At 66.2% G+C, this 25,280-nt stretch carries 20 protein-coding genes; 11 read left to right on the top strand and 9 right to left on the bottom strand.

Annotation, left to right across the window (positions count from 1 at the left end; all coding sequences use genetic code 11):
• Both FJ386_11270 and FJ386_11265 read right to left on the bottom strand, forming a co-directional pair.
• Positions 1–193, bottom strand: a 193-nt coding sequence (locus FJ386_11270; GenBank protein MBM3877287.1) for an amidohydrolase, incomplete at its 3' end; no start/stop codon positions are given.
• Positions 194–308: 115 nt separating this feature from the next.
• Positions 309–1,229 carry a dihydrodipicolinate synthase family protein gene (locus FJ386_11265; GenBank protein MBM3877286.1) on the bottom strand — a complete coding sequence of 307 codons (921 nt, stop codon included), beginning with the start codon at positions 1,227–1,229 and terminating at the stop codon, positions 309–311.
• 92 nt (positions 1,230–1,321) lie between these two features.
• Here FJ386_11265 and FJ386_11260 point away from each other — a divergent pair, with 92 nt between their 5' ends.
• Together FJ386_11260 and FJ386_11255 are read left to right on the top strand one after the other, a co-directional pair.
• The gene (locus FJ386_11260; protein MBM3877285.1) at positions 1,322–2,122 is read left to right on the top strand and encodes an HpcH/HpaI aldolase/citrate lyase family protein; all 801 of its coding nucleotides are present in this window, start codon (positions 1,322–1,324) and stop codon (positions 2,120–2,122) included.
• A gap of 6 nt (positions 2,123–2,128) precedes the next feature.
• Positions 2,129–3,193 (top strand): Ldh family oxidoreductase, encoded by a 1,065-nt coding sequence (locus FJ386_11255; GenBank protein ID MBM3877284.1) that lies wholly within the window; start codon positions 2,129–2,131, stop codon positions 3,191–3,193.
• 215 nt (positions 3,194–3,408) lie between these two features.
• Here the strand turns inward: FJ386_11255 and FJ386_11250 are convergent, their stop codons facing one another.
• The 4 genes from FJ386_11250 to FJ386_11235 are packed head-to-tail and all read right to left on the bottom strand — an operon-like array spanning position 3,409 to position 7,555.
• A complete protein-coding gene (locus FJ386_11250; GenBank protein MBM3877283.1) occupies positions 3,409–4,218 on the bottom strand; it encodes an NAD(P)-dependent oxidoreductase in 810 nt (269 codons plus the stop codon).
• A complete protein-coding gene (locus FJ386_11245; GenBank protein ID MBM3877282.1) occupies positions 4,215–5,084 on the bottom strand; it encodes a phosphatase PAP2 family protein in 870 nt (289 codons plus the stop codon). The genes FJ386_11250 and FJ386_11245 overlap by 4 nt, the downstream gene beginning before the upstream one ends.
• Positions 5,085–5,091: 7 nt before the next feature.
• Positions 5,092–7,239 (bottom strand): DNA helicase UvrD, encoded by a 2,148-nt coding sequence (locus FJ386_11240; protein MBM3877281.1) that lies wholly within the window; start codon positions 7,237–7,239, stop codon positions 5,092–5,094.
• A 49-nt stretch (positions 7,240–7,288) separates the two neighbouring features.
• The gene (locus FJ386_11235) at positions 7,289–7,555 is read right to left on the bottom strand and encodes a hypothetical protein (GenBank protein ID MBM3877280.1); all 267 of its coding nucleotides are present in this window, start codon (positions 7,553–7,555) and stop codon (positions 7,289–7,291) included.
• A 106-nt stretch (positions 7,556–7,661) separates the two neighbouring features.
• Between FJ386_11235 and FJ386_11230 the strand changes: the two genes are divergently transcribed.
• From FJ386_11230 to FJ386_11200, 7 genes are all read left to right on the top strand, one after another.
• Entirely contained in the window at positions 7,662–8,447 is a 786-nt protein-coding gene (locus FJ386_11230; protein MBM3877279.1) for a type II secretion system protein, read from the top strand.
• A gap of 243 nt (positions 8,448–8,690) precedes the next feature.
• Positions 8,691–8,903 (top strand): hypothetical protein, encoded by a 213-nt coding sequence (locus FJ386_11225; GenBank protein MBM3877278.1) that lies wholly within the window; start codon positions 8,691–8,693, stop codon positions 8,901–8,903.
• 99 nt (positions 8,904–9,002) lie between these two features.
• Positions 9,003–10,337 carry a cyclic nucleotide-binding domain-containing protein gene (locus tag FJ386_11220; protein ID MBM3877277.1) on the top strand — a complete coding sequence of 445 codons (1,335 nt, stop codon included), beginning with the start codon at positions 9,003–9,005 and terminating at the stop codon, positions 10,335–10,337.
• Positions 10,334–12,319, top strand: coding sequence for a hypothetical protein (locus tag FJ386_11215; GenBank protein MBM3877276.1), 1,986 nt, complete (start codon positions 10,334–10,336; stop codon positions 12,317–12,319). The genes FJ386_11220 and FJ386_11215 overlap by 4 nt, the downstream gene beginning before the upstream one ends.
• Before the next feature lie 36 nt (positions 12,320–12,355).
• Entirely contained in the window at positions 12,356–16,291 is a 3,936-nt protein-coding gene (locus tag FJ386_11210; GenBank protein MBM3877275.1) for a DUF1553 domain-containing protein, read from the top strand.
• A 115-nt stretch (positions 16,292–16,406) separates the two neighbouring features.
• Positions 16,407–16,703 carry a hypothetical protein gene (locus FJ386_11205; GenBank protein MBM3877274.1) on the top strand — a complete coding sequence of 99 codons (297 nt, stop codon included), beginning with the start codon at positions 16,407–16,409 and terminating at the stop codon, positions 16,701–16,703.
• A complete protein-coding gene (locus FJ386_11200) occupies positions 16,700–18,139 on the top strand; it encodes a DUF1501 domain-containing protein (protein MBM3877273.1) in 1,440 nt (479 codons plus the stop codon). The genes FJ386_11205 and FJ386_11200 overlap by 4 nt, the downstream gene beginning before the upstream one ends.
• 175 nt (positions 18,140–18,314) lie before the next feature.
• Here the strand turns inward: FJ386_11200 and carA are convergent, their stop codons facing one another.
• Positions 18,315–19,472, bottom strand: coding sequence for a glutamine-hydrolyzing carbamoyl-phosphate synthase small subunit (carA, locus tag FJ386_11195; protein MBM3877272.1), 1,158 nt, complete (start codon positions 19,470–19,472; stop codon positions 18,315–18,317).
• A 168-nt stretch (positions 19,473–19,640) separates the two neighbouring features.
• Between carA and FJ386_11190 the strand changes: the two genes are divergently transcribed.
• Both FJ386_11190 and FJ386_11185 read left to right on the top strand, forming a co-directional pair.
• Entirely contained in the window at positions 19,641–21,515 is a 1,875-nt protein-coding gene (locus tag FJ386_11190; GenBank protein MBM3877271.1) for a DUF1549 domain-containing protein, read from the top strand.
• A gap of 51 nt (positions 21,516–21,566) precedes the next feature.
• Complete coding sequence (locus tag FJ386_11185) at positions 21,567–22,943, top strand: DUF1501 domain-containing protein (protein MBM3877270.1); 1,377 nt, start codon at positions 21,567–21,569, stop codon at positions 22,941–22,943.
• A 352-nt stretch (positions 22,944–23,295) separates the two neighbouring features.
• Here FJ386_11185 and FJ386_11180 read toward each other — a convergent pair whose 3' ends face one another.
• Positions 23,296–24,096, bottom strand: coding sequence for a glycosyltransferase (locus FJ386_11180; protein MBM3877269.1), 801 nt, complete (start codon positions 24,094–24,096; stop codon positions 23,296–23,298).
• 1 nt (position 24,097) lies between these two features.
• Positions 24,098–25,280, bottom strand: a 1,183-nt coding sequence (locus FJ386_11175) for an MFS transporter (GenBank protein ID MBM3877268.1), incomplete at its 5' end; no start/stop codon positions are given.

The following is a 25,280-nucleotide window of genomic DNA, read 5'->3' as shown; positions in this document are numbered from 1 at the left end:
GCAAGCCGCTCAGGCGCGCCTTGCCGCCGAAGACGATGGTGCGCGTGTCCGCCGGCGCGCTGGCCGCGTAGTCCTCGAAGCTGACGCGCAAGTCCACCGGTTGCCCGCCGCGCGCCCGTTGCGCCTGCCGGATGAAGTCGGCGGAGAAGTCCGCCGGGAACCGCCAGTAGTGCGAGTGGACGTCAATGGTCATGGCTGATTTGGTTTAGCCACGGATTGAACACAGACAAAACACGGATGGAAAAAAAAGACGAAGCCTGGCCGACAGAGCGTTCTTCATCGGTGTTCAATCCGTGTTTCATCCGTGGCTAAGAATTTGAGTCCGCCGCTTCAATCATCCGGTCAAACAACCGTTCCACTTCACGCTTGGTTTCGTCGTCGAGGCGGAAGCCGACGGGGCCGCGCACAAGCGTGTTCTTGAAGATGCCCTGGCGGACGAGCAGGTGTTTCTCCACGGCGAGGAAGGCGTCGAGGCTGGTCTGCATCGAGATGAGCGCGGCGAGCGGGCCGTGGATGCGGTCGGCGCGCGCGGTGTCGCCGGCTTCCAGCGCGCGCCAGAGCGGGACGAGGCCGCGAATGAGGTCCGCCGCGGGCATGGTGCCGACGATGCCGCGCCGGAAGGAGTCCACGAGCGCGATGCCGCCGGTGCCCTCGAAGACGCGCGCGCGTCCGGCCGTGGCGTCGCGCAGCTCGGAGAGCTTCGGGCCGATGGGGCTGGCCTCGGGCTTGTAGAGCACGCGGTCGGGGCCGAACTCGTCGAGCAGCCGGGCCTGCATGGCGATGGGCATGGGCTTGCCGACGTAGCCGCTCGCGTCTTGCACGATGACGGGGATGCGGATGGCTGAGAGGATGCGCCGGTAGTAGGCGAGCAACTCCGCTTCTCCGATGCCCACGGACACGGGCGGAATGGCCATCACCGCGTCCGCGCCGACGGACTCGGCGTGCCGGGCGTAGCGCTCGGCGACCTTGCTCGATTCCGCGCCGACGCTGATGACAACCACGCCACGCGCGCGGCCGGACTTGCACGCGGCCTCGGCGAGTTGCTCGCGCTCTTCGCTGCTGAGGCGCAACGTCTCCGACACCATCGCCATGACGATGCCGTGCGCGCCGCAGTCGTGGAGCCACGCGATTTCGCGTTCGAGCGTGGCGAGGTCAATCGTCTCGTCGGCGTGGAAGGGCGTCTGGAAGACGGGGAGGACGCCGCGCAATTTGCGGGTGGTGGAACTCATGAGTCGCGGGTTGAATCCCACTTCGGGCAGGGCGGTTCAAGGCTTTACTTCACCACGGGCCCCCACAATCCTCGCGCCAACTCGGTTCACACATGGCAGCGGCATTCACGCGACAAACGACAAACCCGTTCAAGCAGGCGCTGCGCGAGGGCAAGGTGCAGATCGGCCTCTGGGCGAACCTGTGCAGCAACGTCGCCACCGAGGTCACGGCGGGCGCGGGCTTCGACTGGCTGCTGCTCGACACCGAGCACGCGCCCAACGAGCTGCCGATGATTTTCAGCCAGCTCCAGGCGATGACCGGCGGCACCGCCGTGCCCGTGCTGCGGCCCGCGTGGAATGACATGGTGCTGCTCAAGCGCTTCCTCGACATCGGCGTGCAAAACCTCCTCGTGCCTTACGTGCAAAACGCAGCCGAGGCGAAGGCCGCCGTGGCCGCGACGCGCTATCCGCCGCAAGGCATCCGTGGCGTCGCCTCGATTCACCGCGCAAACAAATACGCCCGCGACAAGGGCTACTTCGCGCGCGCGAACGACGACATGTGCGTGCTCGTGCAACTCGAAACCACGACCGCGCTGCAAAACCTCGAGGAGATCGCCGCGGTGCCCGGTGTGGACGGCCTCTTCATCGGCCCGAGCGACCTCGCGGCTTCGCTCGGACACCTCGGCGACGTGGCGAATCCGCAGGTGCGCGCGACGATCGAGAGCGCCATCAAGCGCATCCGCGAGGCGGGCAAGGCGGCGGGCATCCTCGCGCCGGTCGAGGCGGATGCACGCCACTGGTTGAAAGTCGGCGCGACGTTTGTCGCCGTGGGCAGCGACTTGAACGTGCTCGCGCGCCATACCGAACAGCTTGCCGCGCGTTTCAAGGCCGCGCTGCAATCGCCGCAGAGTTAAGCGCGGATGAACGTTTCCGCCGAACTTCTCCGCCGCCAGTGCGCGGCCATTCTCCACGCGTGGGGCCTGCCCGGGGACCACATCGAGGCCGTCACGCACGTGCTCGTCGCAGCAAACCTCCGCGGCGTGGACTCGCACGGCATCTCGATGCTCACGCTTTACGACGAGTTCCGGCGCAACGGCAAACTCACGCTCAAGCCCGCGGTGCGCGTCGTCCGCGAGTCGCCCGTGACGGCGCTGGTTGACGGCGACGGCGGGCTGGGCCATCTGCCCGGGCTTAATGCGATGCGCCTGGCCATCGGGAAGTGCGCCGCGTCAGGCGTGGGCGTCGTCGGCGTGCGCAACGCGAACCACTTCGGCGCGGCGGGCGTGTATGCGCTGCTCGCGCCGGAGCGCGGCTTCATCGGCGCGGCGATGACGGCCACATGGCGGCCGGGCATCGTGCCGACGTTCGGCGCGGAGCCGATGCTGGGCACGAATCCCATCGCGTTCGCGGCGCCGGCGAAGCGGCACCCGCCGTTCTGCCTCGACATGGCGACGAGCACGGTGGCGCTGAACAAGATCAAACTCGCGGCGCTTCACGGCAAGGCCATCGAGCCGGGCTGGGCGCTCGACGACCGCGGGCGGACCGTGACCGACGCGCGCGAGGCGATGAAGCACGTGCTGCTCACGCCGCTCGGCGGCACGCCGGAACTCAGCAGCTACAAGGGCTACGGACTCGCGACGATGGTGGAAATCTTGTGCTCGACGTTGACCGGCGCGAGCGTCGCGGCCATCCGCAACCAGCGCGACCCGGACGCCGCGCGGCACAACGTCGGCCAGTTCTACCTCGCGCTCGACCCGAAGTGCTTCCGCGAGCCGGGCGAGTTTGAGCGCGAGATGGACGACCTGATTGACGCGCTGCACGGCACGAAGCGCGCCGACGCGGATCAGCCGGTGCTCGTTGCCGGCGACCCGGAGCAGGCGTGCTTCGCGCAACGCAGCCGCGAGGGAATTCCAGTCAGTGACGAGTTGAAGGCGACGCTGCGAAAACTTGCGGACGGGTGCGGCGCGGATTGGGTGCTGGGATGAAGTGCGAAGTGCAAGTCCAGTCAGGAAACAATCGATCCGAAAACAATCCGTGCTTTGCGCGAAATGCCCATGCTACGACGTTTGCAGCGAACTGTTGATACACGACAGGTTGTCGTAAGTCACATTGCAGCATGCAGCGCGTTTTGGCCTGTTTTCACGGTCAAATGGGCACGGTGCGCCCGACCAGATCACTTCACTTTCGCTCCTCGCACTTCTCACCCCTCACTTCGCCACTGGTCTGCCCCCGTCGGCCACATTTCCACCGGCTCCCAGCCAAGCAGTTCCTTCGTTGGCCCGAGGTCGAAGCGCGGGAGGTTCACGGGCTTGCTCGTCGCGTAAAGAATGGCGAAGCGTTCCTTCATCGGCGCTTCGACGGCGGCGGCGAAGAAGCGGCCGGCGTCGCCAGGGCTGAGGTAAACGTCTTGTGCCCAGTCCGTGGCCGAAATCTCCGCGATGTGCGCGGCGTCGCGCGGCACCCAGCCGAGTCGCACGGCGATGACCTCGATGCCGTGCGTCTCCGCGTAGCCCTGGCCGATGGCCTCGGCGAAGACCTTCGTGGCCGCATACCAGTAGCGCGGCGTGACGGGCTCGTGCGGGCTGATGGGCGCGGTCTGGCGCTGGCGTTGCCACCAGTTCACCTGCCCGCTGCTCGCCAGCACGGTGCGCCGCGCGCCCGCGAGACGCGCGGCTTCGAGCACGTGATGCAGGCCGATGATGTTCGGCGGGAGAAGCTGCGTGAGGAAGTCCGCGTCATCCGGCGTGGCGGCGAGATGGATCACCACGGAAACACCCTGCGCCGCGCGCTTCACGGCGTCCGCGTTCGTGATGTCACCGATGATGAAGTCCCGCGTGCCCGGCGTCGGCGTGCGGTCGAAGCCGCGCACGGCGTGGCCGCGCGCGACGAGTTCCGCCACCACCGCGCGGCCGATGCGGCCCGCCGAGCCGGTCACGAGGATGGTCTGTTTCTCCTGCACGGTGTCGCGAGGATGCGGAGGCTTCGAAGCACGGGCGACGAAAAAGTTCAACGTCGGGCGCTGTCGGCGGCAGGATCATCTCCGCGGGGCCGCGTGCTCCACAGCACGACGGCCGCGAGCACGAACCCGGAGGCAACATCCGTCACGTAGTGGTAACGCAGATACACGGTGGACACCCACAGGCCGGCGCACGGGAGCAGTTGCACCCAGAAGCGCGGACGCGCGTGCCGCCAGTCCCAACCGAGGATGAAGGCCGTGATCGCGACGTGCAGGCTCGGGAAACAGTCGGCGCGGTTGCTCCATTCGAGCGCGACGCGGAGCGTCGTGTGCGTGAGCCAGCCGCCGTGAACCGGGGCGCCCGCCTGCAAATCCAGCAAGTAGGGGCCCGCCGCGGGAAGGAGCGTGTAGCCGAAGTAGCCGAGGCCGAACACGGTGAAGAACCCGGCGAAGAACCGCTTCATCGCGGGCAAACCGCGTCGCGAGTAATGCACCAGCGCCGCGAACATGACCGGATAAAACAGCGCGTAGCAGAGGCTCATCACATCCGCCAGCGCGGAGCTTGAGGCGAAGTTCTGCGCCACGGGCGCGCCGCCGAACAGCCGCGCGTCGGCCTGCGCGAGCCAGTCGTCGCCGGGCACGGACGAGAACTTGGGAGCCGCCGTGCGCAACGCGAGGTAGGACGCGGTCATCACGCCCACGTAGGCCCACAGGCGGACGCGCCAGCGGAAGCCGGTTTCATCCGCCCGGCACCACGCCGCGAGAACCAGGCACGATGCCGTCAGCGCGAGGAACGAAAGCGTGTCGCCGTCCAGCCAGCCCGCCGTGGCCACGAGCCGAAGCCACGTCACTCCGAGGAACAGCGTGAAGGCGAGCTCATGCGGGAGCATCGCCGCGCGGAAACTGGCCAGCGCCTTCATGGGCAGGTCACCGCGTGCGGGCGATCTGCTCGCGCATGGCGGCGAAGTAGCTCTTCGCCGTCTCCGCGCTGGCTGGCTTGCGGCTCAGCGCGCCCGCGTCCTCGACCAGTTCCTCCGGCAGTTCCTTGAGAAACGGCGACGGATGACACGGCGCGAGCTGGCCGTATTTGCGGCGGGCGCCGCAATGGCTGAGCGCGAGCGTCTCCTGGGCGCGGGTCAGCGCGACGTAGAAGAGCCGGCGTTCCTCGTCGAGCGTGCCTTCGACTTTCGACCGCGAATGCGGCAGCAGGCCGTCCTCCAAGCCCACGATGAAGACGTGCGGGAATTCGAGCCCCTTGCACGAGTGCATGGTGATGAGCGTGACGGCGTCGCCTGCCGACTCCTTCTCCTCCTCGCGCTCCGCATCGAGCGTGAGGTCCTCGAGGAACGCTTCGAGACGCGCCGACAGTTCTCCACGTCCGGCGGAGTCCATGGTCGCGACCAAGTCGCGCAGATTGCGGATGCGGTTTTCGGCAGCATCAACGTCCTTCTCTGAACGGCGCAACTCGGCCCAATAGCCGGTCTCGTCGAGGAAGCGTGTGGCCCAGGAGGCCAGCGAACTGCACCGCTCACCCTGCGCGGCCGATGAACTCGCCATCCGCTCACCCCTCACCCGTCCCGCTCCGAGCGGGAGCACCCTCTCCTCTCGTCCGACGAGGGGAGAGGGATGGGGTGAGGGGTGTCCATTCTGTGCAAGCGCGGCGCGGGTGCACTCGACGAACGCAACGAAGTCACGAATCGCCTCGCCGGTTCGCGTCTGGAACTGCGCCTGCACGTCCGCGTTGCGCATCGCGGCGAAGACCGGGCAGTGCCGCTCCTGGCTCGCGGCGAGCAGGCGCTCCATCGTCACGTCGCTCAAGCCGCGCGCCGGCGTGTTGGCGATGCGCAGCAGGCTCACGTCGTCATGCGGATTGAGAAACGTCTTGAGATACGCGAGGAAGTCGCGCACCTCGCGCCGGTCGAAAAAGCTCTGGCCGCCGATCAGGTGATACCGCACCCGCGACTTGCGCAGTTCGGTCTCGATGGGGCGCGACTGGAGGTTCGTGCGGAACAGGATGGCCTGCGCGCCCCAGGGCACGCGGCGCGCGACGCGGTTGAACTCGATCTCCTCGGCCACCGTGCGCGCCTCCTCCTCCTCGTTCGAGAACGCGTGCCTCATGATCTTCGCGCCCGCACCCTTCTGCGACCACAGGTTCTTCCCGCGGCGGCGCGGGTTGTGCCGGATGACGGCGTTGGCGGCCTGAAGGATGGTGTTTGTGGAGCGGTAGTTCTGCTCGAGCTTGATGACCTTCACCTCGGGGAAGTGCTTCTCCAGATCAAGCAGGTTCGCCACCTCGGCGCCGCGCCAGCCGTAGATGGACTGGTCGTCGTCGCCCACGACGCACAGGTTGCGATGGTCCCTTGTCAACGCGTGGACGAGTTCGAACTGCGCGGCGTTCGTGTCCTGATACTCGTCCACCATCACGTAGCGGAAGCGCGCGCGGCACGCCTCGAGCGCGTCGGGATGCCCGGTGAACAGCCGCAGCGTGAGCAGGATGAGATCGTCGAAGTCCACCGCGTTGCACGCGCGCAGGGCGGACTCGTATCGGGTGCGGATGTGACCGGCGAGCGCGGCCACGTTGTCGTCCGCGAACGCCGCCGTTCGCGCGCCGCCGTTGCGGAGCTTTCCGAGCATCGCCAGCACCGCGGCAGCGTCCACCTTCTCGCCCTTCACCGAGATGTGGCTGAGAATCTTCTTCACGGTGCTGAGCTGCTCGGACTCGTCGTGGATCACGAAGTTGCGCTTGTAGCCGAGCTTCTCGATGTGGTGGCGGAGAATGCGAACGCACAGCGAGTGAAAGGTGCTGATGGTCGGGCGTGGCGCTGGTTCGTTGTTCCCCGCGCGGCCGCGTGGCACGAGCTCGTCTACGCGCCCGAGCATTTCGCGCGCGGCCTTGTTCGTGAACGTGACGGCGAGGATGTTTTCCGGCGCAATGCCGCGCTCAATCATGTGCGCGATGCGGAACGTGATGACGCGCGTCTTGCCGGTGCCCGCGCCGGCGAGGATGAGCACCGGGCCGCGATGGGTCTCGACGGCGAGGCGTTGCGGCGGATTGAGCGAGGCGAGATTCAACATGCGCGCGCGGAGTCTGCGGACGGGGCATCGCCGTGGCAAGAACCGCGCGTTACGGCGTTGGCCCCCGGCGGCGAGCAAGCGCGTATCGGACGAACGAAAACAGCCCCGAGAAACGGAACGATGGGTCCACGTAGCGCCCGACGACGTAGAAGGCGAAGTAGCAGGCCCGGCAAAACGACCACACCGCGAGCTCGAGCAGCAACGCGACCTTCCCGGTCGGCACCTCCGCGATCAGCAGCGCTGCCGGGGCGATGCCAGGGGCGAGGAAGAGGATTCCCTTCAGCCAGATGAGTTTTGGGTTGGTGAGGTCTTGCATGGGAGTCGTGTCGGGAAGTTTCGTCGAAACGAACCGTCCGCCAACGGGCGGGACGGTTTCCGCCGTTGACACGACATGGCTGGAAGCGCATCGTCGAATCAGACCGATGCCTCAAAAGAGCACCTTCTTTCGTTCGCGGAAGCGGACCGGCTTTACCCTCATCGAATTGCTCGTCGTCATCGCGATCATTGCGATTCTTGCGGGCATGCTCCTGCCGGCGCTTGCGAAGGCAAAGGGAAAGTCCAAGGGGATCAAGTGCGTGAACAACGTCCGGCAGATCGGCATGGGGCTGCTGCTGTATGCGGGCGATTACAACGACGGATTCCCGCCCTTGTGGGAAGGGCCCGCAATCTGGCCGCCGATCACGAACGCTTACACTCCGCCGCCGCAGTGGTTTTGGCAGAAGCTCACGACCGGCTACCTCGGGAAGGATCTCGACACCCGGACGAACATCAACTCGGTCTGGCGCTGTCCCGAGGTTCGCGAGCAGGACATGCAGGGCGCGGCGACGTTCGGGTTCAACTTCGGCGGCTACGGGCCCGTCGAGAGCACGATCATCCGTTACATGTTGCAGGCGGACAACGTGACGCCGCTCGGAAGCCGGCGGATCATTGACATCAACCGCCCGACGCAGATCTGGCTCATGGGCGACATCGGCGTCCTCAGAAATCCTGCAGTCGGTCCCATCGGCGGTTACACGACGACGCCCACGACATTCGCGCCGAATCTCGCGGGTGTTTTCGCAAACAACCGTGGGCCGGCATTGCGGCATCTGTTCAAGGCCAACATCGTGTTCGTGGATGGCCACACGGAGACGTGGGAGAACTTCCCGCTCACGAACAACATGAACAACATCTTCGCGACCGCCAACGGCACGCCGCCCGGCCTCTAACCCGTGCCGGCAGTGCGAACCCATGTCACAGTCGAGTTGATGCGAACCCATTTTCGAGTTGTGGCGTGTCTCGCCGTGAGCGCGGTTGTTTCCGGTTGCAACAAGCCCTCTGGACCCGCGACACCACCCGTTGTCGCCGCGCCTCCATCCCGTGCTCCTGCGATTGCGCCGGCGCCGGCACCCGTGCCCGAACCTCCGAGTGCTCCCGCGCCACCGGCCGAATCCCCAGCCGCAGGCGCGCGCGTGGAGCCGGTCACCGCAACCCAGATCGAGGTCGATTTGCAGCGCCTTCTCGTTCGCTACTACAACGAGAATCAACGGCCCGCGATGAGTTGGGACGACTTGCTGACCGCGCGGTATATTCCTGCCATTCCGCGAGGATCGGATGGCAAGCCGCTCGATTGGAACACCACCATGCAGCGCATCGGCCGCGCCTCGGACCGGTCGCGAAAGTGAACCGGCCGGGCATGGGAGCTGCCACGCCGGACCTTGGGGCGTTGCGAGTGGTTGCTCGCGTTGCCGAGGTTGCTGCCGAAGCAAGCCATCGTGCGGCCAATGAGGCTCTCGCCCTGCTCGTCGGTCTTCATTAGCTTCATGAGCAGCCCGGCGGCGGTCCTCACCTTCTCCAATTCCAGCGTCCCGAACTGCGCAAGCTCCGCCGGGTCCCGGCCGTGGATTGCATTCACAACGACGCCGCAAGGCCTCAACGCGGGACACTCAAGGCTGGACGACCGCGCGCCAGCGACTAACCTTGGCACGTTCAAGCACGCGCCGCCGCCAACAATGACCGCCTTGGAAAAGAGCCGCCTGTTCAGCGAGTTGTTCTCGACCGAGTTGAAGTTACTCGAGCAGACGGCGCAACTGAAGAGCTTCAAGGCGGGGCAGGTGGTCTTTCGCGAAGGCGACCCCGGCGACGGACTTTACGTCGTGCAATCGGGACTCGTGTCCATTTCCGCGACCGTGCACGAACAGGAACGGCGCGTGCTCACGCGGATTACGACGGGCGATTACTTCGGCGAGATGTCGCTGCTCGACAGCGAGTCACGCTCCGCCACTGCGATGGCCGAGCAGGACACCGAGGCCCTCTTCATCGCGCGCCCCGACCTGCTCAAACTCCTCGACCAGTCGCCCAAGCTCGGCGTGAGCCTGCTCCGCGAGTTCAGCCAGCGCATACGCGAGGTTAACAGGCAATACATCCGCGAAGTGCTCCAGGCCGAGCGGCTCACGCTCGTCGGCAGGTTCGCGCGCACCATCGTCCACGATTTCAAAACCCCGCTCAATATCATCAGTCTCGCCTCAGAGCTCGCCTGCATGGAGATGACCAGCCCCGCCAACCGCAAAGTCGCGCACAAGCGCATCTACCGGCAGGTGCTGCGCCTCACGAGCATGATGCACGAACTGCTCGAATTCACCCGCGGCACACCGAGCGGGATGGTGCTCGAGGCGATGGACTACGGCCAATACATCCACGCCCTTGCCGAAGAGCTGAAGGTTGAGTTGCTCGAGCGCAAGGTGCAGCTCGAACTCGCGTCCGAGCCGCCCTCCGTCCAGGTCCAGCTCGCTCCGAAGCGCATCAACCACCTGTTCTTCAACCTGCTCAACAACGCCGTCGACGCGATGGCCATCAAGAGAGGCGGGCGAATCTCCCTGCGCGTCTCGACAGACGGAAAGGAAGTCATCACGGAGGTCGAGGACACCGGCCCCGGCATCGCGCCGGAGGTGGCCTCGCGGCTTTTCGAGCCATTCGCGACATTCGGCAAGGAACAAGGCACCGGGCTCGGTCTCTCGATCTGCCGCAAGATTGTCGAGGACCACGGCGGGCGCATCTGGACACGTTCGGAAGCCGGCCGGGGCGCCATCTTTGTCATAGCGTTACCCGTGTACAAATGAAGCGCGCCGGCTTCGCGATGGCGTGCGCGATCTGTGTCGCGCGAGCCGGCCCGTCGGCATCGCAAACTCCACCCGTTGCTCCGCTCGCTTACGTCAAGGAAGCCACGCGCGAGGCCACGCTCAAAGCCTCGCTCGACGCGGCCGCGAAGCAACTGACCACGTTTCGTGTCGGTCCGTGGATGACGCTTGGAAATGCCGAGGCGAAGTTCGCCGCCGACGGCGCCACGGATTTTGCCGCGAGCTATTCCGCCACCGGACGCGAGCATCGGTGGTCGCCCGACCCGCAACGCGCCGATGCGCATTGGCGGAAGTTTGACACGACCAATGGCTGGCTTCACCGCGTCATCGTGGCCGACGCGCCGCAAGAGGTCACCTTCATCATCGGCGCGCGCCGGCCGCTGACCGTGCGCTTCAACGGCAAGGTGCTGCCCGGCGAACTTGGTCCGCCCGGCTGGCTCGCCACGCAAATCGCGCACATCAACGAGCCCGTTTCGTTCTACATCCCGCTGCAGCGCGGGACGAACCACCTCTCCATCCGCGTCAGCGAACCGACGGAGTTCTACTTCGAGCTCAGCCCGCTCGGCGCGGCGCTGCGACGCGAACTCAACGAGCGCGTCGCGAGAGATTTTCCCGCCGCGGGCGAGAACCATTACTACAGCCTCCAAACCGTCACTCCTCCGCCGCACGTTGTGCTCGAAGTGGGCGGCATGACCTTCACCAAGGACGGCGCGCTTTGGCTCTGCACCCGCCGCGGCGAGATTTGGAAGGCCATCGGTGCTCCGCAGTCCTGGTCCCTCTTCGCCTCCGGCCTCCAAGAACCGCTCGGACTCTGGGCCGGCAGGCCCGGGGAGTTTTTCACCGTCCAACGCAGCGAACTCACGCGCATCGCCGACATCGACAACGACGGGCGCGCCGACACGTTCGAAACCATCACCGCCGACCCCGGCGTCTCGGCGAGTCAACACGCTTACATCTTCGGGCCCGTGCGCGACCGCGAGGGCAGTTTCTTCGGCGCCATTTCCGGCATCGGCGTGAGCGGGCCGGGCAAGTATTTCGGATGGAGCTTCAAGGTCACGCCGAAGGGCGAGTTCATCCCGTGGTCCGCGGGACTGCGCTCGCCGAACGGCATCTGCATGACACCCGACGGCGAGGTCTTCATCACCGACAACCAGGGCGAATACGTTGGCACGTGCCCCCTGCATCATGTCAGCAAGGGCGCGTTCCATGGCCATCCCGCGGCGCTGAAGTGGGACTCGACCTTCGCCGCCGGAGACAAGACGCCCCTCGATGAACTCACGAAACGCCGCAAGCTGCCCGCGATTCAGTTTCCTTACGGCACGATGGGACAGTCGCTCAGCGAACCGCTCGTGGACACGACAGCCGGCAAGTTCGGCCCGTTCACCGGTCACATGCTCGTCGGTGACGTGACCAAGTGCAACGTGATCCGTGTGACGCTCGAAAAGGTGGACGGCGAGTTTCAGGGCGCGTGCTATCCGTTCCGCAGCGGATTTCAGGCGGGCAACAACCGGCTCGCTTTCGCGCCCGACGGCAGCCTGTGGGTCGGGCAGACTGACCGCGGCTGGGGCAGCATCGGCGGACGCGGCCACGGATTGCAGCGGCTCGTGTGGACCGGCCGCGTGCCCTTTGAAGCGAAGGCGATGAAACTCACGCGCGAGGGCTTCGAAATCGAGTTCACCGCGCCGCTCGACGCCGCGCTCGCGCAGGATCCCGCGACGTGGTCGCTGCAGCACTTCCATTATCTGTATCGCGCAGCCTACGGCTCGCCGCAGATGGACAACACACCCGTGCCCGTCAAGTCCGCCGCGCTCTCGCCAGACCGCAAGACCGTGCGCCTCGCGCCCGACGGTTTGCGCGCCGGGAGAATCTATGAACTGCGCTACGACAAACTCCGCGCCGCGGACGGCGCCGAACCGCTTCACACCGTCGCCTACTACACGCTCAACCGGCTCCAGCGCGACTGAACACGCGCTGCAAGCGCCCCGTCTGCACAACGTCTCATGACCCGAGTGCCGTTCCGCAGCTCCGCCCTCCCCGCACCGCGACGCGGCCGGAGCTTCGTGCTTCGCTTCGCCCCGGCCGGCGTGCTCGGTTGCGCGCTGCTCCTCGCGCGCGCGGGGGATGAGGACTTTGCCGCCCGCAAGTCATGGTGGAGTTTTCAACCCGTCAGGGACCCGGCCATTCCGACACCAAAGAACTCGAAGTGGAGCGCGCATCCCGTGGACCGATTCCTCCTCGCGAAGATGGAGCAACGCGGCCTCACCCCCGCGCCCGATGCAGACCCGCGCGTGTTCATCCGCCGACTCACCTTCGCGCTCACGGGTCTGCCGCCAACTCCGTCCGAGGTGGAAGCGTTCGTCACCGCGTCTTCCATCGGCCATCGGCCATCGGCCATCGGCCATCTCACTGACCGTCTCCTCGCCCGCCCCGCCTTTGGTGAACGCTGGGCGCGGCACTGGATGGACCTCGTTCGCTACGCCGACTCGCACGGCAGCGAGGGCGACCCGGAGATTCCCTTCGCGTGGCGCTACCGCGACTACCTCATCCGCGCCTTCAACGCCGACGTGCCTGCCGACCAGCTCATCCGCGAGCACCTCGCCGGCGACCTGTTGCCCGCCTCTCAGATTCGCTGGAACAAAAGCGACGGCCTCAACGAATCCGCACTCGGGCCCGCGCACTGGCGGCTTGTCGAACACGGCTTTCAGCCCGTGGACACACTCGACGACCAAGTCCGCGTCATCGAGAACCAGATTGATGTCCTCGGCAAAGCCTTTCAGGGACTGACGATCGCGTGCGCGCGCTGCCACGATCACAAATTCGATCCCATCACACAGCGCGACTACACGGCTGTTTACGGTGTGCTCGCGAGCAGCCGCCCCGCGCAAGTGCAGGTGGACGCGCCCGAGCTGCTGAACAAGAATCGCGCCGAACTCCTTGCGCTCAAGTCGCGGATCAAGGCCGTCCTCGCGGACTCGTGGAAGGAGTCCATCCCGCAACTCATCGTCCAACTCACCCGCGGCTCCAGCGCCGACCCGCAACGCGCCGCGCTCCACAAACGCATCGCCAGCATCGAACGCGAAGTGGACAACTTGCGACATCAAGCCCTGGCAAACCGTTTGGTAGCGCAGCCTGCCACCCTGGAAGTCCCCCCAGAATTGGCTCCACCACTCAAGCACCCTCCGATTGTCGTTCCCTTGCCCATCTCCCGTTGGTCCTTCGACTCTGACACTCGTGACCAGCGCGGCTCGCTTGACGGCGAACTCGTCGGCAACGCCACGCTTCGCAACGGGCGCCTCGTGCTCGACGGCAAGGGCTCCTTCCTCCGCACGGCCCCGCTCCCGCGCGACCTGCGCGAGAAAACCCTCGAGGCTTGGGTCGCGCCCGCCACGCTCGACCAGCGCGGTGGAGGAGTGATTTCCATCGAAACGACGCAGCCGCATCATTTCGACTCCATCGTGTTCGCCGAGAAAGACCCGCGCCAGTGGCTCGCGGGCAGCGAATTTTTCAAGCGCACGCAATCCGTCGCCGGCGCACCGGAGACTGCAAAGCCCGGCGAACTCGTGCACATCGCCATCGCGTATCGCGCGGACGGCACCATCACCCTCTTTCGGAACGGTGCGCCCTACGGCCAGTCCTACAAGCCCGCCGCCGCGTTGCATGTGTTCCCCGCTGGCTCCGCGCGCGTGCTGCTCGGCCTCCGTCACACGGGCGCAGGCAACGGCTTCTTCGCCGGCGAGATTGACGAAGCGCGCCTTTACGACCGCGCGCTCACGGCTGATGATGTCGCCGCCAGCTTCAAGGCCGGGCCTGCCGGCATCACGTCCGCTCAACTCGCCGCGGCAATGACGCCCGAGCAGCGCGCGAGGCACGCCACGCTCACGGCTGACCTCGTGAAGCTGCGCGAGGAACTCGGGACGAAGGCACTCACGCCGGACGACTCCCTCGCCGCCGCCCTCAAGGACGCGCAGTCGAACGTCTCAAACCCGCTCCATGCCTGGGCGAAGCTGGCCAAGCTCGACGGGGCTGCGCTGTCGAGCGGCTGGACTGAACTAGTGAAGGTCCGGCACCAGCAACTCAACTCCACACGGGAACATGATGCGCAGTTCACAACTGCGTGGGACTTCGCGAAAGGCGACGACGCGCAATGGTTCCGGAACGGGAGCGCATTCGATCCGGGGAGCGCCGGCGTCCTCGCCGGCCGAACACGCGAAGCCACGAAGGCATCCGGCGTGACGCCGGATGCAGTAGGCCAGGGGCTTGCGCTCTCCGGAGATTTCTCCATCGAGCCCGAGGGTGACCGCGTGCTCAAGGGACTTCTCCCGGCTGGCATTTCCTCGCACCTGCTCAGCGAAAAGCACGGCGGGCTCTTCACCTCGCCGCGATTCAAGATCACCACGGATTTCATCAGCGTCCGCGCCGCCGGTGGCAAGGGCGCGATGGTTCGCGTGATCGTGGACAACTATCCCCTCGGCTCGAATCCCATCTTCCCCAAGGCCGAACTCGCACGCGACGATCCGGGTTGGGTCCGCATGGACACCGCGTATCGCAAGGGCGCGATGGCCTACATCGAGTTCGGCACGGCGGATGACCTCACGCGCAAGCTGGGAAAGAACAGCGATCCCCAAGGCCGCTCGTGGTTCTCCGCCGAGCGCGTGGTCTTCCACGACAAGGAATTGCCGCGCGACGAACCGCCCGCGCCCGCGCTGCTGCTCTTCGCGACCCACGACTTGAAGTCGCCGGCTGCGCTCGCCGCGCTCTACGAACGAACGCTCCAATCCGCGGTCGATGCGTGGTCGGGCAACACGTTGACGAACGAACAGGCCGCCTTCCTCGACTTCTTCGTGCGACGCGCCCTGTTGCCGACTTCGCTCAAATCCCTTCCCAAGGTCGCGCCGCTCGTCGCCGAGTATCGCCGGCTGGAGCACGAGCTTCCCGCCCCGCGCCGCGCACCCGGCGTCATCGAAGGCACGACCTTCGACGCGCCCCTCTTCACACGCGGCGAGCACTCGAAGCCCGCCGACCCGGTCCCGCGAGCCTTCATCGAAGTCCTCGGTGCAAAGCCTTTTTTCCCCCGGCCGCCAGACGCCCGACCCCATCCCCACTCCAGCGGCCGCCTCGAACTCGCCAATGCCATCGCCTCGCCATCCAATCCCCTCACCGCCCGCGTCATGGTCAACCGCACGTGGCACCACCTCTTCGGCCGCGGACTCGTTCCGACCGTGGACAACGTCGGCCGCCTCGGCGAGAAGCCCACGCACCCGGAGTTGCTCGATTACCTCGCGTCGCGCTTCGTCGCCGAAGGCTGGTCGTTCAAGAAGCTCATCCGCGAACTCGTCACCAGCCGCGTGTATCAACTCGCGAGCGAACCCACGCCCGCTGCGCGCGAGCGCGACTCGGACAATGAGTTGCTCTCGCACTTCCGCGTCCAGCGGATCGAAGCCGAGTCCATCCGCGACGCGCTGCTCGCCGTCAGCGGACGCCTCGACTCGGCGCCATTCGGCCCGCCCGTTGCGACCGGCGACCGCGCCCGCCGAAGCATCTACCTTGCGGTGCGGCGCAACAACCCCAGCCCGTTCCTCGAGACCTTCGACGCGCCGCGTCCGTTCACCACGCTCGGCCGGCGCGATGCCACCAACGTCCCCGCGCAATCGCTCACGCTGCTCAACGACCCGTTCGTGATCGACCTCGCGGGCGCATGGGCCGCGTCGCTCATCCGCGACGGAGCGACCGCCGACGCCGACGCCTGCATCCGCCGCATGTTTGTGCGTGCCTTCACGCGAACGCCGACCGCCGATGAAGCGGCCAAGTCCCGCCGCTACCTCGCCGAACTCTCGCGCGAGCACGGCGCGGCGGAGAACCTTGCCGCGAGCGAGAATGTATGGCGTGACTTCGCGCAATCGCTCTTCAACTTGAAGGAGTTCATCTATGTGCGGTGAGGAAAACCACGAAGCCACGAAGCCCGCAAAGGCTGGAGCGGACGCGGTCCATTCCGACTACGTGTTCTTCGTGGCTTCGTGGTTGAGATCCCGCCCGCCGCGACCGGGGCTGGTCATGGCCGCAGGCCTTGTCGCCACGGACGAATTCTTCGACCTTGCCGTCCAGCGCGCGGCGTTCACCGGCGGCCTCGGCTTCGAGCGCGAGAGCGACATCGTGCATCGCTGCTGGGGCGACGCGGAGAAGGCGCGTCCCGTCGTGAAAGCCATCCGTGAGAAGCTGCTCGCTTGGAAGCCCGACATGGTCTTCACCGGCCACGGCGTGCGGCCGAACGGAACGGAGTGGGTGGAGGACTTGTTGCGAAGGTCGGAGGAGTCGCTTGCGAAATCGGCGTCGGGAGTCGGGAACAAATGACAATGAAATCCGTGCCGGCAACACCAATGGTATCCCGCCGCGAGATGCTCCGTCGCTCGTCGCTCGGGTTTGGCTCGCTGGCGCTGGCGGGGTTGATGGGCGAGCAGGCGCGCACGGCGGGTTCAACGGCGCAGCCGTCGCGGCCGCACTTCGCCCCGCGGGCAAAGCACGTCATCTTCGCCTACATGTCGGGCGGCGTGTCGCACGTGGACTCGTTCGACCCGAAGCCGGAGTTGAGGAAGCGCCACGGCCAGCCGATGCCCGTGCCGGTGCGGCCGACGATGTTCAACCAGAACGGCAACATCATGGCCAGCCCGTGGGAGGCGCGCCCGCGCGGCCAGAGCGGCATCGAAATGACCGACCTCTTTCCGCAGCTCGCCGCGCTCGCGGACGACCTCGCCGTCATCCGCAGCATGACAAGCAAGGTCAGCGAGCACGCGCAGGGAAATTATTTCTTCCACACCGGCCTTCCGTTCATGGGACACCCGAGCGCGGGCGCGTGGGTGAGCTATGGCCTTGGCACGGAGAACCGCGACCTGCCGGGCTTCGTGGTGCTGCAAAGCGGCGGGGCGGTCGCGCCGCACGGCGGCGTGGGCCTTTTCAGCAGCGGCTTCCTGCCGGCGCAGCATCAGGCCAGCGTCATCCGCGTGGACAAACAGCCCGCGCTGCCCAACGTGAAGCCTCGCGAGGCCGACGCCCGCCAGCGGCAGCGACTGCATTTCATCCGCGACCTCGACGAGAAGTTTTCCCAGACTACCGGCGACGCCGCGGTCGAAGCCGCCATCCGCAACTACGAGACGGCCTACCGCATGCAGGTGGCCGTGCCGGAGCTGTGCGACATCCGCGGCGAAAGCGAAGCGACAAAAAAACTCTACGGCCTCGACTCGGCGCACAAGCAATGCGCCAGCTACGGGATGCAATGCCTCGTCGCGCGGCGGCTTATCGAGCGCGGCGTGCGCTTCGTCGAGTTGAGCTGCCTCAACGAAAGCATCGGCGCGGGCAACGCGCCGAACCCGTGGGACCAGCACGGCAAGCTGCGCGAGGGCCACGGCGCGATGGCGCATCAGGTGGACACCGGCCTCGCCGGGCTCATCCGTGACTTGAAAGCGCGCGGACTGTTCGACGAGACGTTGATCATCTTCAGCGGGGAGTTTGGGCGCACGCCCTTCTCACAGGGCAGCGACGGGCGCGACCACAACCCTTACGGCTTCAGCCTGTGGCTGGCTGGCGGCGGCGTGAACGGCGGCACGACGCACGGCGCGACCGACGAACTCGGCTACTACGCCATCGAGGACAAGTGCGAGATTTACGACCTCTACGCGACCGTGCTGCACCTGTTGGGGATGGATCACGAGAGGTTGACGTTCCGCTTCGGCGGCCGCGACTTCCGGTTGACGGACGTGCATGGTCACGTGTTGCGGAAGATCCTGGTGTGAAGTGTGGTTGCGTGGGTCTGCAAAGTCACGGACAGCAGCAGGCGGCGGGGGTTGTCGCCCGATCGGATTTCGGGCTGCGCGTGGCGGAAGTTCTTCAGCAGAGCCGACGGGATGCTCCCAGGAGTGATTCGGTCACGGCCCGACCGGCTTCGGCAAGCGCGGAACGAAATCACGGTCAGCTCTTCGCAATCATCGCCCGGAACTCGTCGAAGAGCGGTGTCGAGTCGTGCGGGCCGGGCGAGGCCTCGGGGTGATACTGCACGCTGAAGATGGGTTTGGTCCGGTGCCGCATGCCCTCGACGGTCTGGTCGTTGAGGTTGACGCGGTCCACCTCGACGTCCGCGGGCAGCGACTGCGGGTCCACGGCGAAGCCGTGGTTCTGCGAGGTGATTTCGACGCGGCCGGAACGGAGGTCTTTCACGGGTTGGTTGCCGCCGCGATGGCCGAACTTGAGCTTGAAGGTCCTCCCGCCAAACGCCTGCCCGAGCAGTTGGTTGCCGAGGCAGATGCCGAAGATGGGAATGCCGGTGTCCACGAGCGTCTTCACTTCGCGCACGATGTAGCCGAGCGCGGCAGGGTCGCCGGGGCCGTTCGAGAGAAAGATCCCGGCAGGCTTGTGCTTGAGCGCCTCGGCCGCGCTCGTGGTTGCGGGAACGACTTGCGTGCGGAATCCCCGCTGTCTTAGCCGGCGCAGGATGTTGTATTTCATCCCGAAGTCGTAGGCGACGATCGGCACGTCCGCCGCGGGAAGCGGGTCGCGCACATGGCGTGCGTCGGCGGTGGTGTTGCCGCGCACCAGATTCCAGTTCGCGCTCTGCTCGTCCTTCGAGTCCCACGCGAAGGCTTCCTTGTGCGTGACTTCCTTCACGTAGTCCACGCCGACGAATACGAACTCCTTCGCGCGTTTCACAGCATCGTCCTCGCTCACGGCGGGGTCCGTCGAGATGAAGCCGTTCATCGCCCCGCGCACCCGGAGCTTTTTGGTCAAGGCTCGCGTGTCCACGCCCTGGATGCCGGGGATGCCGTTCTTCTCGAGATACTCGGCGAGGGACCAGTCCGCGCGCCAGTTGCTCACCACGGGCGAAAGCTCGCGGATGACGAAGCCCGCCGCGTGCGGCCGCCACGACTCGATGTCCTGCGAGTTGACGCCATAGTTGCCGATGAGCGGATACGTCATCGTCACGATTTGCCCCTTGTAACTCGGGTCGGTGAGAATCTCCTGATACCCGGTCATCGAGGTGTTGAAGCAAACCTCGCCGCAGGCCGAGCCGCGCGACCCGAACGGGGAACCGCGGAACACCGTGCCGTCTTCGAGGGCGAGGATTGCCTTCATCGGGAGCGTATCGAACGCGCGGATGCTAGGGGCGGGCGCCGAGCGGTCAAGCGAAGATGCACGGCCTCTTGCTGCCGCAAGTTCGTGAAGCCCCGGACTCGGCGGACGTCCATAACCTTGTGCCGCACAAACAAGGCCACTAGTCTGGACGAACACTTGGATTGAAGCATGCCAGTCCCGAACGACCACCAACTTCGGTTCTCGCCGGTATTCACGGCTGGTTTCGCGCTCTGCTGGTCGGGCCTGACTCTGCTCGCCGCGACATCGGGGACCTCCGAACCTGCCATCGACTGGGCGAAAGAACGGCAGTTCTGGGCGTTCCAGCAACCCAAGGCCCAGGCGCGTCCGTCCGTGAAGAACAAGTCGTGGTCGCGGCAGCCGCTCGATCACTTCGTCCTCGCGAAGCTCGAGCAGAAAAAGCTCGCGCCATCGGCAGAAGCGGACCGCCGGACGCTCATCCGCCGCGCGAACTACGACCTCGCGGGCTTGCCGCCCACGCCCGCGGAAGTGGACGCATTCCTCGCGGACAAGTCCCCGCAGGCATACGAGCATCTCGTTGACCGTCTGCTTGCGTCACCGCGATTTGGCGAGCGACTCGCGAGCCTGTGGCTTCCACTCGCGCGTTACGCCGAGGATCAGGCGCATCAAGTCGGCGCGGATACGAAGTTTTTTTACCCGAACGCCTACAAGTATCGCGAGTGGGTGATCAACGCGTTCAACCGCGACCTGCCTTACGATCAGTTCGTGAGGCTGCAAGTCGCCGCGGACAAGATCTCCGGCGCATCGGCGGATGACGTTCTCGCGCTGGGATTCCTCGGGCTCGGGCCGAAGTATTACAACCGAAACCGCATCGAGGTGATGGCGGACGAGTGGGAAGACCGCGTGGACACCGTCACGCGCACGATCCTCGGGCTGACGGTCGCGTGTGCGCGCTGCCACGATCACAAGTTCGAGCCCATCACGCAGCGCGACTACTACGCGATGGCCGGCGTGTTCGCGAGCACCCGCATGCTCAATCGCAACCCGGCGGGCCCTTCGGAAAAGGAAGACAACAGCGAGAAGCCCGGTGATGCCTCCAAGATGAGCCCGGCCACGCAGCACATCGTCGAGGACGACCCAAAGGCGCAGGACTTGAACATCTTCCTCCGCGGCAATCCCGAGCGCAAAGGCGACGTGGTCGAGCGGTCGTTCCTGCGCGTGCTGTCGAAGGACGCGCCGACTCCGTTCAAGGACGGCAGCGGCCGGCGCGAACTCGCCGAGTCGCTCGCCTCGCGCGCGAATCCGCTCACCGCGCGGGTCATCGTGAACCGCGTCTGGGGCGCGATGTTTGGCAGGCCGCTCGTGGCCACGCCGAGCAACTTCGGCCACAGCGGCGAACGCCCGACGCATCCCGAACTGCTCGACGACCTCGCGGCGCGCTTCATGGACAGCGGCTGGTCCGTAAAGGCGCTTGTGCGCGAGATGGCCACGTCTGCGACCTATCGTCAAAGCTCCGTCGTCGAGCCGAAGCAGACGGCAGCCGACCCGGACAACTCGTTCCTTTCGCGCATGAACCGCCGCCGCATGACCGTTGAACAGTGGCGCGACGGCGCGCTGTTCGTGGGCGGGCAGCTTGATTTCGCCGGGGGCAAGTCGCTCGAACTCGACGATGCGGCGAACAAGCGGCGCACCGTCCATGCGCGGGTGAGCCGGCTCAAGTTGAACGATTTCCTGATGCTCTTCGATTATCCGGACGCGAACGTCCACGCCGAGAAGCGCTCAACCACGACGACCGCGACGCAGAAGCTTTTCCTGCTGAACAACCCGTTCGCCATTGGCTCCGCGAAGTCCTTTGCCGCGCGAGTCACGGGCAGCGAACAGCTCACGGACGAAGCTCGCGTGCAGTTCGCCTACAAACTGCTGTTCGGCCGCGAGCCGGAGAAGTCGGAACTTGCGCTCGCGCTTGAGTTCGTCCGCAAGCCCGCTGCGGCCACGGGCCAGTCGCGTTGGGAGCAGTGGTCTCAGCTCTTGTTTGCTTCGAACGAATTCCTGTATGTTGACTGACGACACGGCATGAATGGGACATCGCTGAACTCCTTCCTCTCCCGCCGCGAGATGCTCCAGCGCACGGCCGCGGGCTTCGGGATGGTCGGGCTTGCCGGTCTGCTCGGGCCGCTCGCCGCGACTGGTCGCAGCGCGACCGGTTCCGCCTCGCAGGCGCCGCACTTCGCGCCACGGGCCAAGCGCGTCATCTTTCTCTTCCTCAACGGCGGGCCGTCGCACGTGGACACCTTTGACCCGAAGCCCGCGCTCGCGAAGTTCGAGGGCAAACAGCCCGAGGGCGAACTCTACCGCAAGAGCAAGGGCAGCGGCTTCATGCCGTCACCGCTCCAGTTCGCCAGGCACGGCCGCAGCGGCATCGAGGTCGGCGAGACGCTGCCGAACCTCGCGCGCGTCATTGACGACTGCTGCGTCATCCGCTCCGCGCACACCGACGTGCCGAACCACGAGCCTGCGCTGCTTCAGATGTGCACGGGCAACATCCAGCCCATCCGCCCCTCGCTCGGCTCGTGGCTGCTCTACGGGCTTGGCTCGGAAAACCAGAACCTCCCCGGCTACGTCGTGCTGCGGCCAAGCCCCAAGATCGTCGTCGGCCCGGCGCTGTGGTCCAACAGCTTCCTGCCCGCCGAATTCCAGGCCACCAGCGTCGTCACCGCCGACATGCAGGTGGACAAGCTCGTCGCGAACGTCCGCAACGCGTCCATCGGCGAGACGCAGCAGCGCGAAGGGCTCGACCTCTTGGAGAAGCTCAACCGCATGCACCTCAAACAGCGCGGCGGCGACCCGGAACTCGAGGGCCAGATCAAGGCGATGGAGACCGCCTTCCACATGCAATCACGCGCGATGCAGACCTTCGACATCAGCCGCGAGCCCGAGCATGTGCGCCGCGCCTACGGCGACTCGACCTTCGCGCGCTCGTGCCTGCTTGCGCGCCGGCTTGCGGAGGATGGCGTGCGCTTCACCACCATTTACTACACCAGCAACGGCAGCAACCAGCCGTGGGACACCCACACCAACCACGACGAAGGCCACAAAAAACTCTGCGCCGACGCCGACCAGCCCGCCGCCGCGCTCATCGCGGACCTCAAGCAGCGCGGGCTGCTCGACGAGACGCTCGTCATCTTCTGCGGTGAATTCGGCCGCACGCCCTACGCCGAAAACCAGAAGGACAAGAAGGCCGGGCGCGACCACCACCACACCGCGTTCTCGGTGCTGCTCGCGGGCGGCGGCGTGAAGGGCGGCCTCGTGTATGGCGCGTCGGACGAACTCGGCATGAACGCCGTCGAGAACAAGGTGCACGTGCACGACCTGCACGCGACCGTGCTGCACCTGATGGGCATTGACCACGAACGACTCACCTACCGCTACGCCGGCCGCGACTTCCGCCTGACCGACGTGCATGGGAAGGTGGCGGAGGGGATTCTGGCGTAAGCCTGCGGTCAAGCGACTGCGCGGGAGATAATGAGACTTTTGGGGTTAGAAAGGGGGTAACAGTTCGGGATTTATTTTGGTTGGTTTTGCTTTTGATTTGGTGAGCTTGACGATGCTTCGGTGGCGGGGCGCATCCCGGTTTGTTGCGCGCCTCACCCCGGCCCTACCCCTGAACCTGCCGGTTCCGCACTTCTGACCCCATCCCGCTCGGAGCGGGACGGGTGAGGGGTGGCGGACCCGGTTCGTGGGGCCGAAATCGCGGAAGGTTCGAGGCCGTGGAATCTCTCCCCTCCACGGCGGAGGGGCGAGGGTGGCCGAAGCAGAGGTGAGGGGTGTTGGGATGGCGCGATTTTCATGGGCGGCGGTGGAGCCGCTGCCAATCCTCCACCGTGTCCACGTCGCGCAACTCGCGCAGCAGGGCCACGCGCTGTTGCAGGCGTTCCGCGCGGGCCAGTGTCCGGGCGAGCACTTTGTCCGTGCTCCACGGGATTTCGTCGAACAGTTCCAGATGCGGCGCGTTCAGGCCGATGAGCCAGTAGCCGCCATCGGTCGCGGGGCCGAGCACGACGTCGGAATGCTTCAAACTCGCCCGCGCCCGCTCGATGTCGTCCACCGTCACGTCCGGGCAGTCGGAGCCGATGAGGATGAGGTGTTCGCAGCCGTCGGCGAAGTGTTCGGCGCAGGCGCGCTTCAATCGTTCGCCCAAGTCGCCGCCGCCCTGGGGTCGCGCGCGCCAGCCTTCGCGGAGCCATGGCTGGATTTCTGCGAGCGCGTCGTCGGGGGTGAAACGGAGTTCGATTGGGGTTTGCGGTTTGCGGCTTGCGGATTGTCCGGAGACTGCGCCGCTAGAGAGCGACCCAACGGCCTGCCAACTGCCGCGATTTCGGTCCTCGGATCTGACCAAAGCGCACCCCTCACCCCATCCCTCTCCCCTCCTCGGAGGAGGGGAGAGGGTGCTCCCGCTCGGAGCGGGACGGGTGAGGGGTGTCCGAGCATCCGGTTCATGGGGAGCGTCGAAGTTAGCGAGGAGTGTTTCCACGAGATGCCGGTAGGCGGCGCAGGCGGCTTCGGGGCCGATGGATTGCGCGAGGCGGGTCTTCACTTCGCCGCCGCGCGGCGCCTTCACGAAGATGACGAGCCGCTGCGGGCCCATGTCAGGCGGACTTGGACTCCATCGTCGCGACGGGCTCGCCGCCGGGCTTGTGCTCGGGCAGGCAAAGCGCGACGAAGATCGCCGGGATGAACAGGCATGCGGCGAAGAGGAGGGTGGTCTTGAAGTCGCCGCCGCTTGACAGGTAGCTGGAGTAGTAGACACCGAAGGCCGCGGCGATGCGGCCGATGTTGTAGCAGAAGCCCGCGCCGGTGGTGCGGAGCAGCACCGGGAAGAGCGGCGGCAGATACATCGTGAAGAGCCCGAACACGCCGGAGAAGAACCCGACCACCGGGAACCACACCCACACGAGCGATTCCCACGAACGCTCCTGCATGAAGGTCAACGCCATCGCGCACACAAAGCCGAGGTAGCACAGCGCGATGGAGCGGCGATAGCCGAATGCCTTGGCGATGGCCGCGGCGAAGAAGTTCCCGAGGATGCTCGAAACGATGATGATGAAGAAGGCGATGCTGACCCACTGCTGCTTGAACGCGGCGACCCACTTGGCCTCGTCGCCCACGGCGCCGCCGGCGGCGAACTTCGCCCGCGCGGCCTCGGCGAGGTCGGGGAGGTTCCGCAGATGTTGCGCGTGCCAGAACATGAACGCCCACCATGCCGTGAGTCCGCAGGCGCAGACGATGATCGTGAGGAAAGTAATGCGGCGCACCCCGGGGCCGAAGAGATCGGCGATCCCGGGCTGCCTCGCGCCCGCGGCGGCTGCCTTCGCGGTGGCCCATTCCTCGGGTTCGGGGACGTTGCGGCGGATCCAGAAGACGAGAAGCGCAGGCACCACGCCGACGAGGAAGACGTATTTGGGGTGCACGTCCGCCATGACGAACGTGGTGAGGCACGCGAGCAACACGCCGATGTTCACGCCGGTTTGCAGGACGGCGGCGATCCACGGGCGCCAACGGCGGGGCCACGTTTCGGACAGCAGCGAAGAGCCGACGGCCCATTCGCCGCCGATGCCGAGCGCCGCGACGAACCGGAAGATGAGCAACTGCCACCACGTCTGCGCGAAGAACGAAAGCCCGGTGAACAGCGCGTAGGTGAGGATGGTCAGGCTCAACGCGCGGCTGCGTCCGAGCAGGTCGCCCACGCGTCCAAAGAACGCACCTCCGAGCGCCCAGCCGACGAGGAACGAAGCCTGGATGAGCCCGCTCTTTTCCTTCACCAAGTCGTGC

This window comes from Verrucomicrobiota bacterium (assembly GCA_016871675.1).
In the GTDB taxonomy this organism is placed as follows: Bacteria; Verrucomicrobiota; Verrucomicrobiia; order Limisphaerales; family VHCN01; genus VHCN01.
This window is presented reverse-complemented; position numbering and strand designations above follow the sequence as displayed.

Excerpts from the sequence above, each read along its gene's own strand:
- FJ386_11265 (MBM3877286.1), bottom strand. The coding sequence starts at position 1,229 with ATGAGTTCCACCACCCGCAAATTGCGCGGCGTCCTCCCCGTCTTCCAG.
- FJ386_11260 (MBM3877285.1), top strand. The coding sequence starts at position 1,322 with ATGGCAGCGGCATTCACGCGACAAACGACAAACCCGTTCAAGCAGGCG.
- FJ386_11255 (MBM3877284.1), top strand. The coding sequence starts at position 2,129 with ATGAACGTTTCCGCCGAACTTCTCCGCCGCCAGTGCGCGGCCATTCTC.
- FJ386_11245 (MBM3877282.1), bottom strand. The coding sequence starts at position 5,084 with ATGAAGGCGCTGGCCAGTTTCCGCGCGGCGATGCTCCCGCATGAGCTC.
- FJ386_11240 (MBM3877281.1), bottom strand. The coding sequence starts at position 7,239 with ATGTTGAATCTCGCCTCGCTCAATCCGCCGCAACGCCTCGCCGTCGAG.
- FJ386_11235 (MBM3877280.1), bottom strand. The coding sequence starts at position 7,555 with ATGCAAGACCTCACCAACCCAAAACTCATCTGGCTGAAGGGAATCCTC.
- FJ386_11230 (MBM3877279.1), top strand. The coding sequence starts at position 7,662 with ATGCCTCAAAAGAGCACCTTCTTTCGTTCGCGGAAGCGGACCGGCTTT.
- FJ386_11220 (MBM3877277.1), top strand. The coding sequence starts at position 9,003 with ATGAGGCTCTCGCCCTGCTCGTCGGTCTTCATTAGCTTCATGAGCAGC.
- FJ386_11215 (MBM3877276.1), top strand. The coding sequence starts at position 10,334 with ATGAAGCGCGCCGGCTTCGCGATGGCGTGCGCGATCTGTGTCGCGCGA.
- FJ386_11210 (MBM3877275.1), top strand. The coding sequence starts at position 12,356 with ATGACCCGAGTGCCGTTCCGCAGCTCCGCCCTCCCCGCACCGCGACGC.
- FJ386_11205 (MBM3877274.1), top strand. The coding sequence starts at position 16,407 with ATGGCCGCAGGCCTTGTCGCCACGGACGAATTCTTCGACCTTGCCGTC.
- FJ386_11200 (MBM3877273.1), top strand. The coding sequence starts at position 16,700 with ATGACAATGAAATCCGTGCCGGCAACACCAATGGTATCCCGCCGCGAG.
- carA (MBM3877272.1), bottom strand. The coding sequence starts at position 19,472 with ATGAAGGCAATCCTCGCCCTCGAAGACGGCACGGTGTTCCGCGGTTCC.
- FJ386_11190 (MBM3877271.1), top strand. The coding sequence starts at position 19,641 with ATGCCAGTCCCGAACGACCACCAACTTCGGTTCTCGCCGGTATTCACG.
- FJ386_11185 (MBM3877270.1), top strand. The coding sequence starts at position 21,567 with ATGCTCCAGCGCACGGCCGCGGGCTTCGGGATGGTCGGGCTTGCCGGT.
- FJ386_11180 (MBM3877269.1), bottom strand. The coding sequence starts at position 24,096 with ATGGGCCCGCAGCGGCTCGTCATCTTCGTGAAGGCGCCGCGCGGCGGC.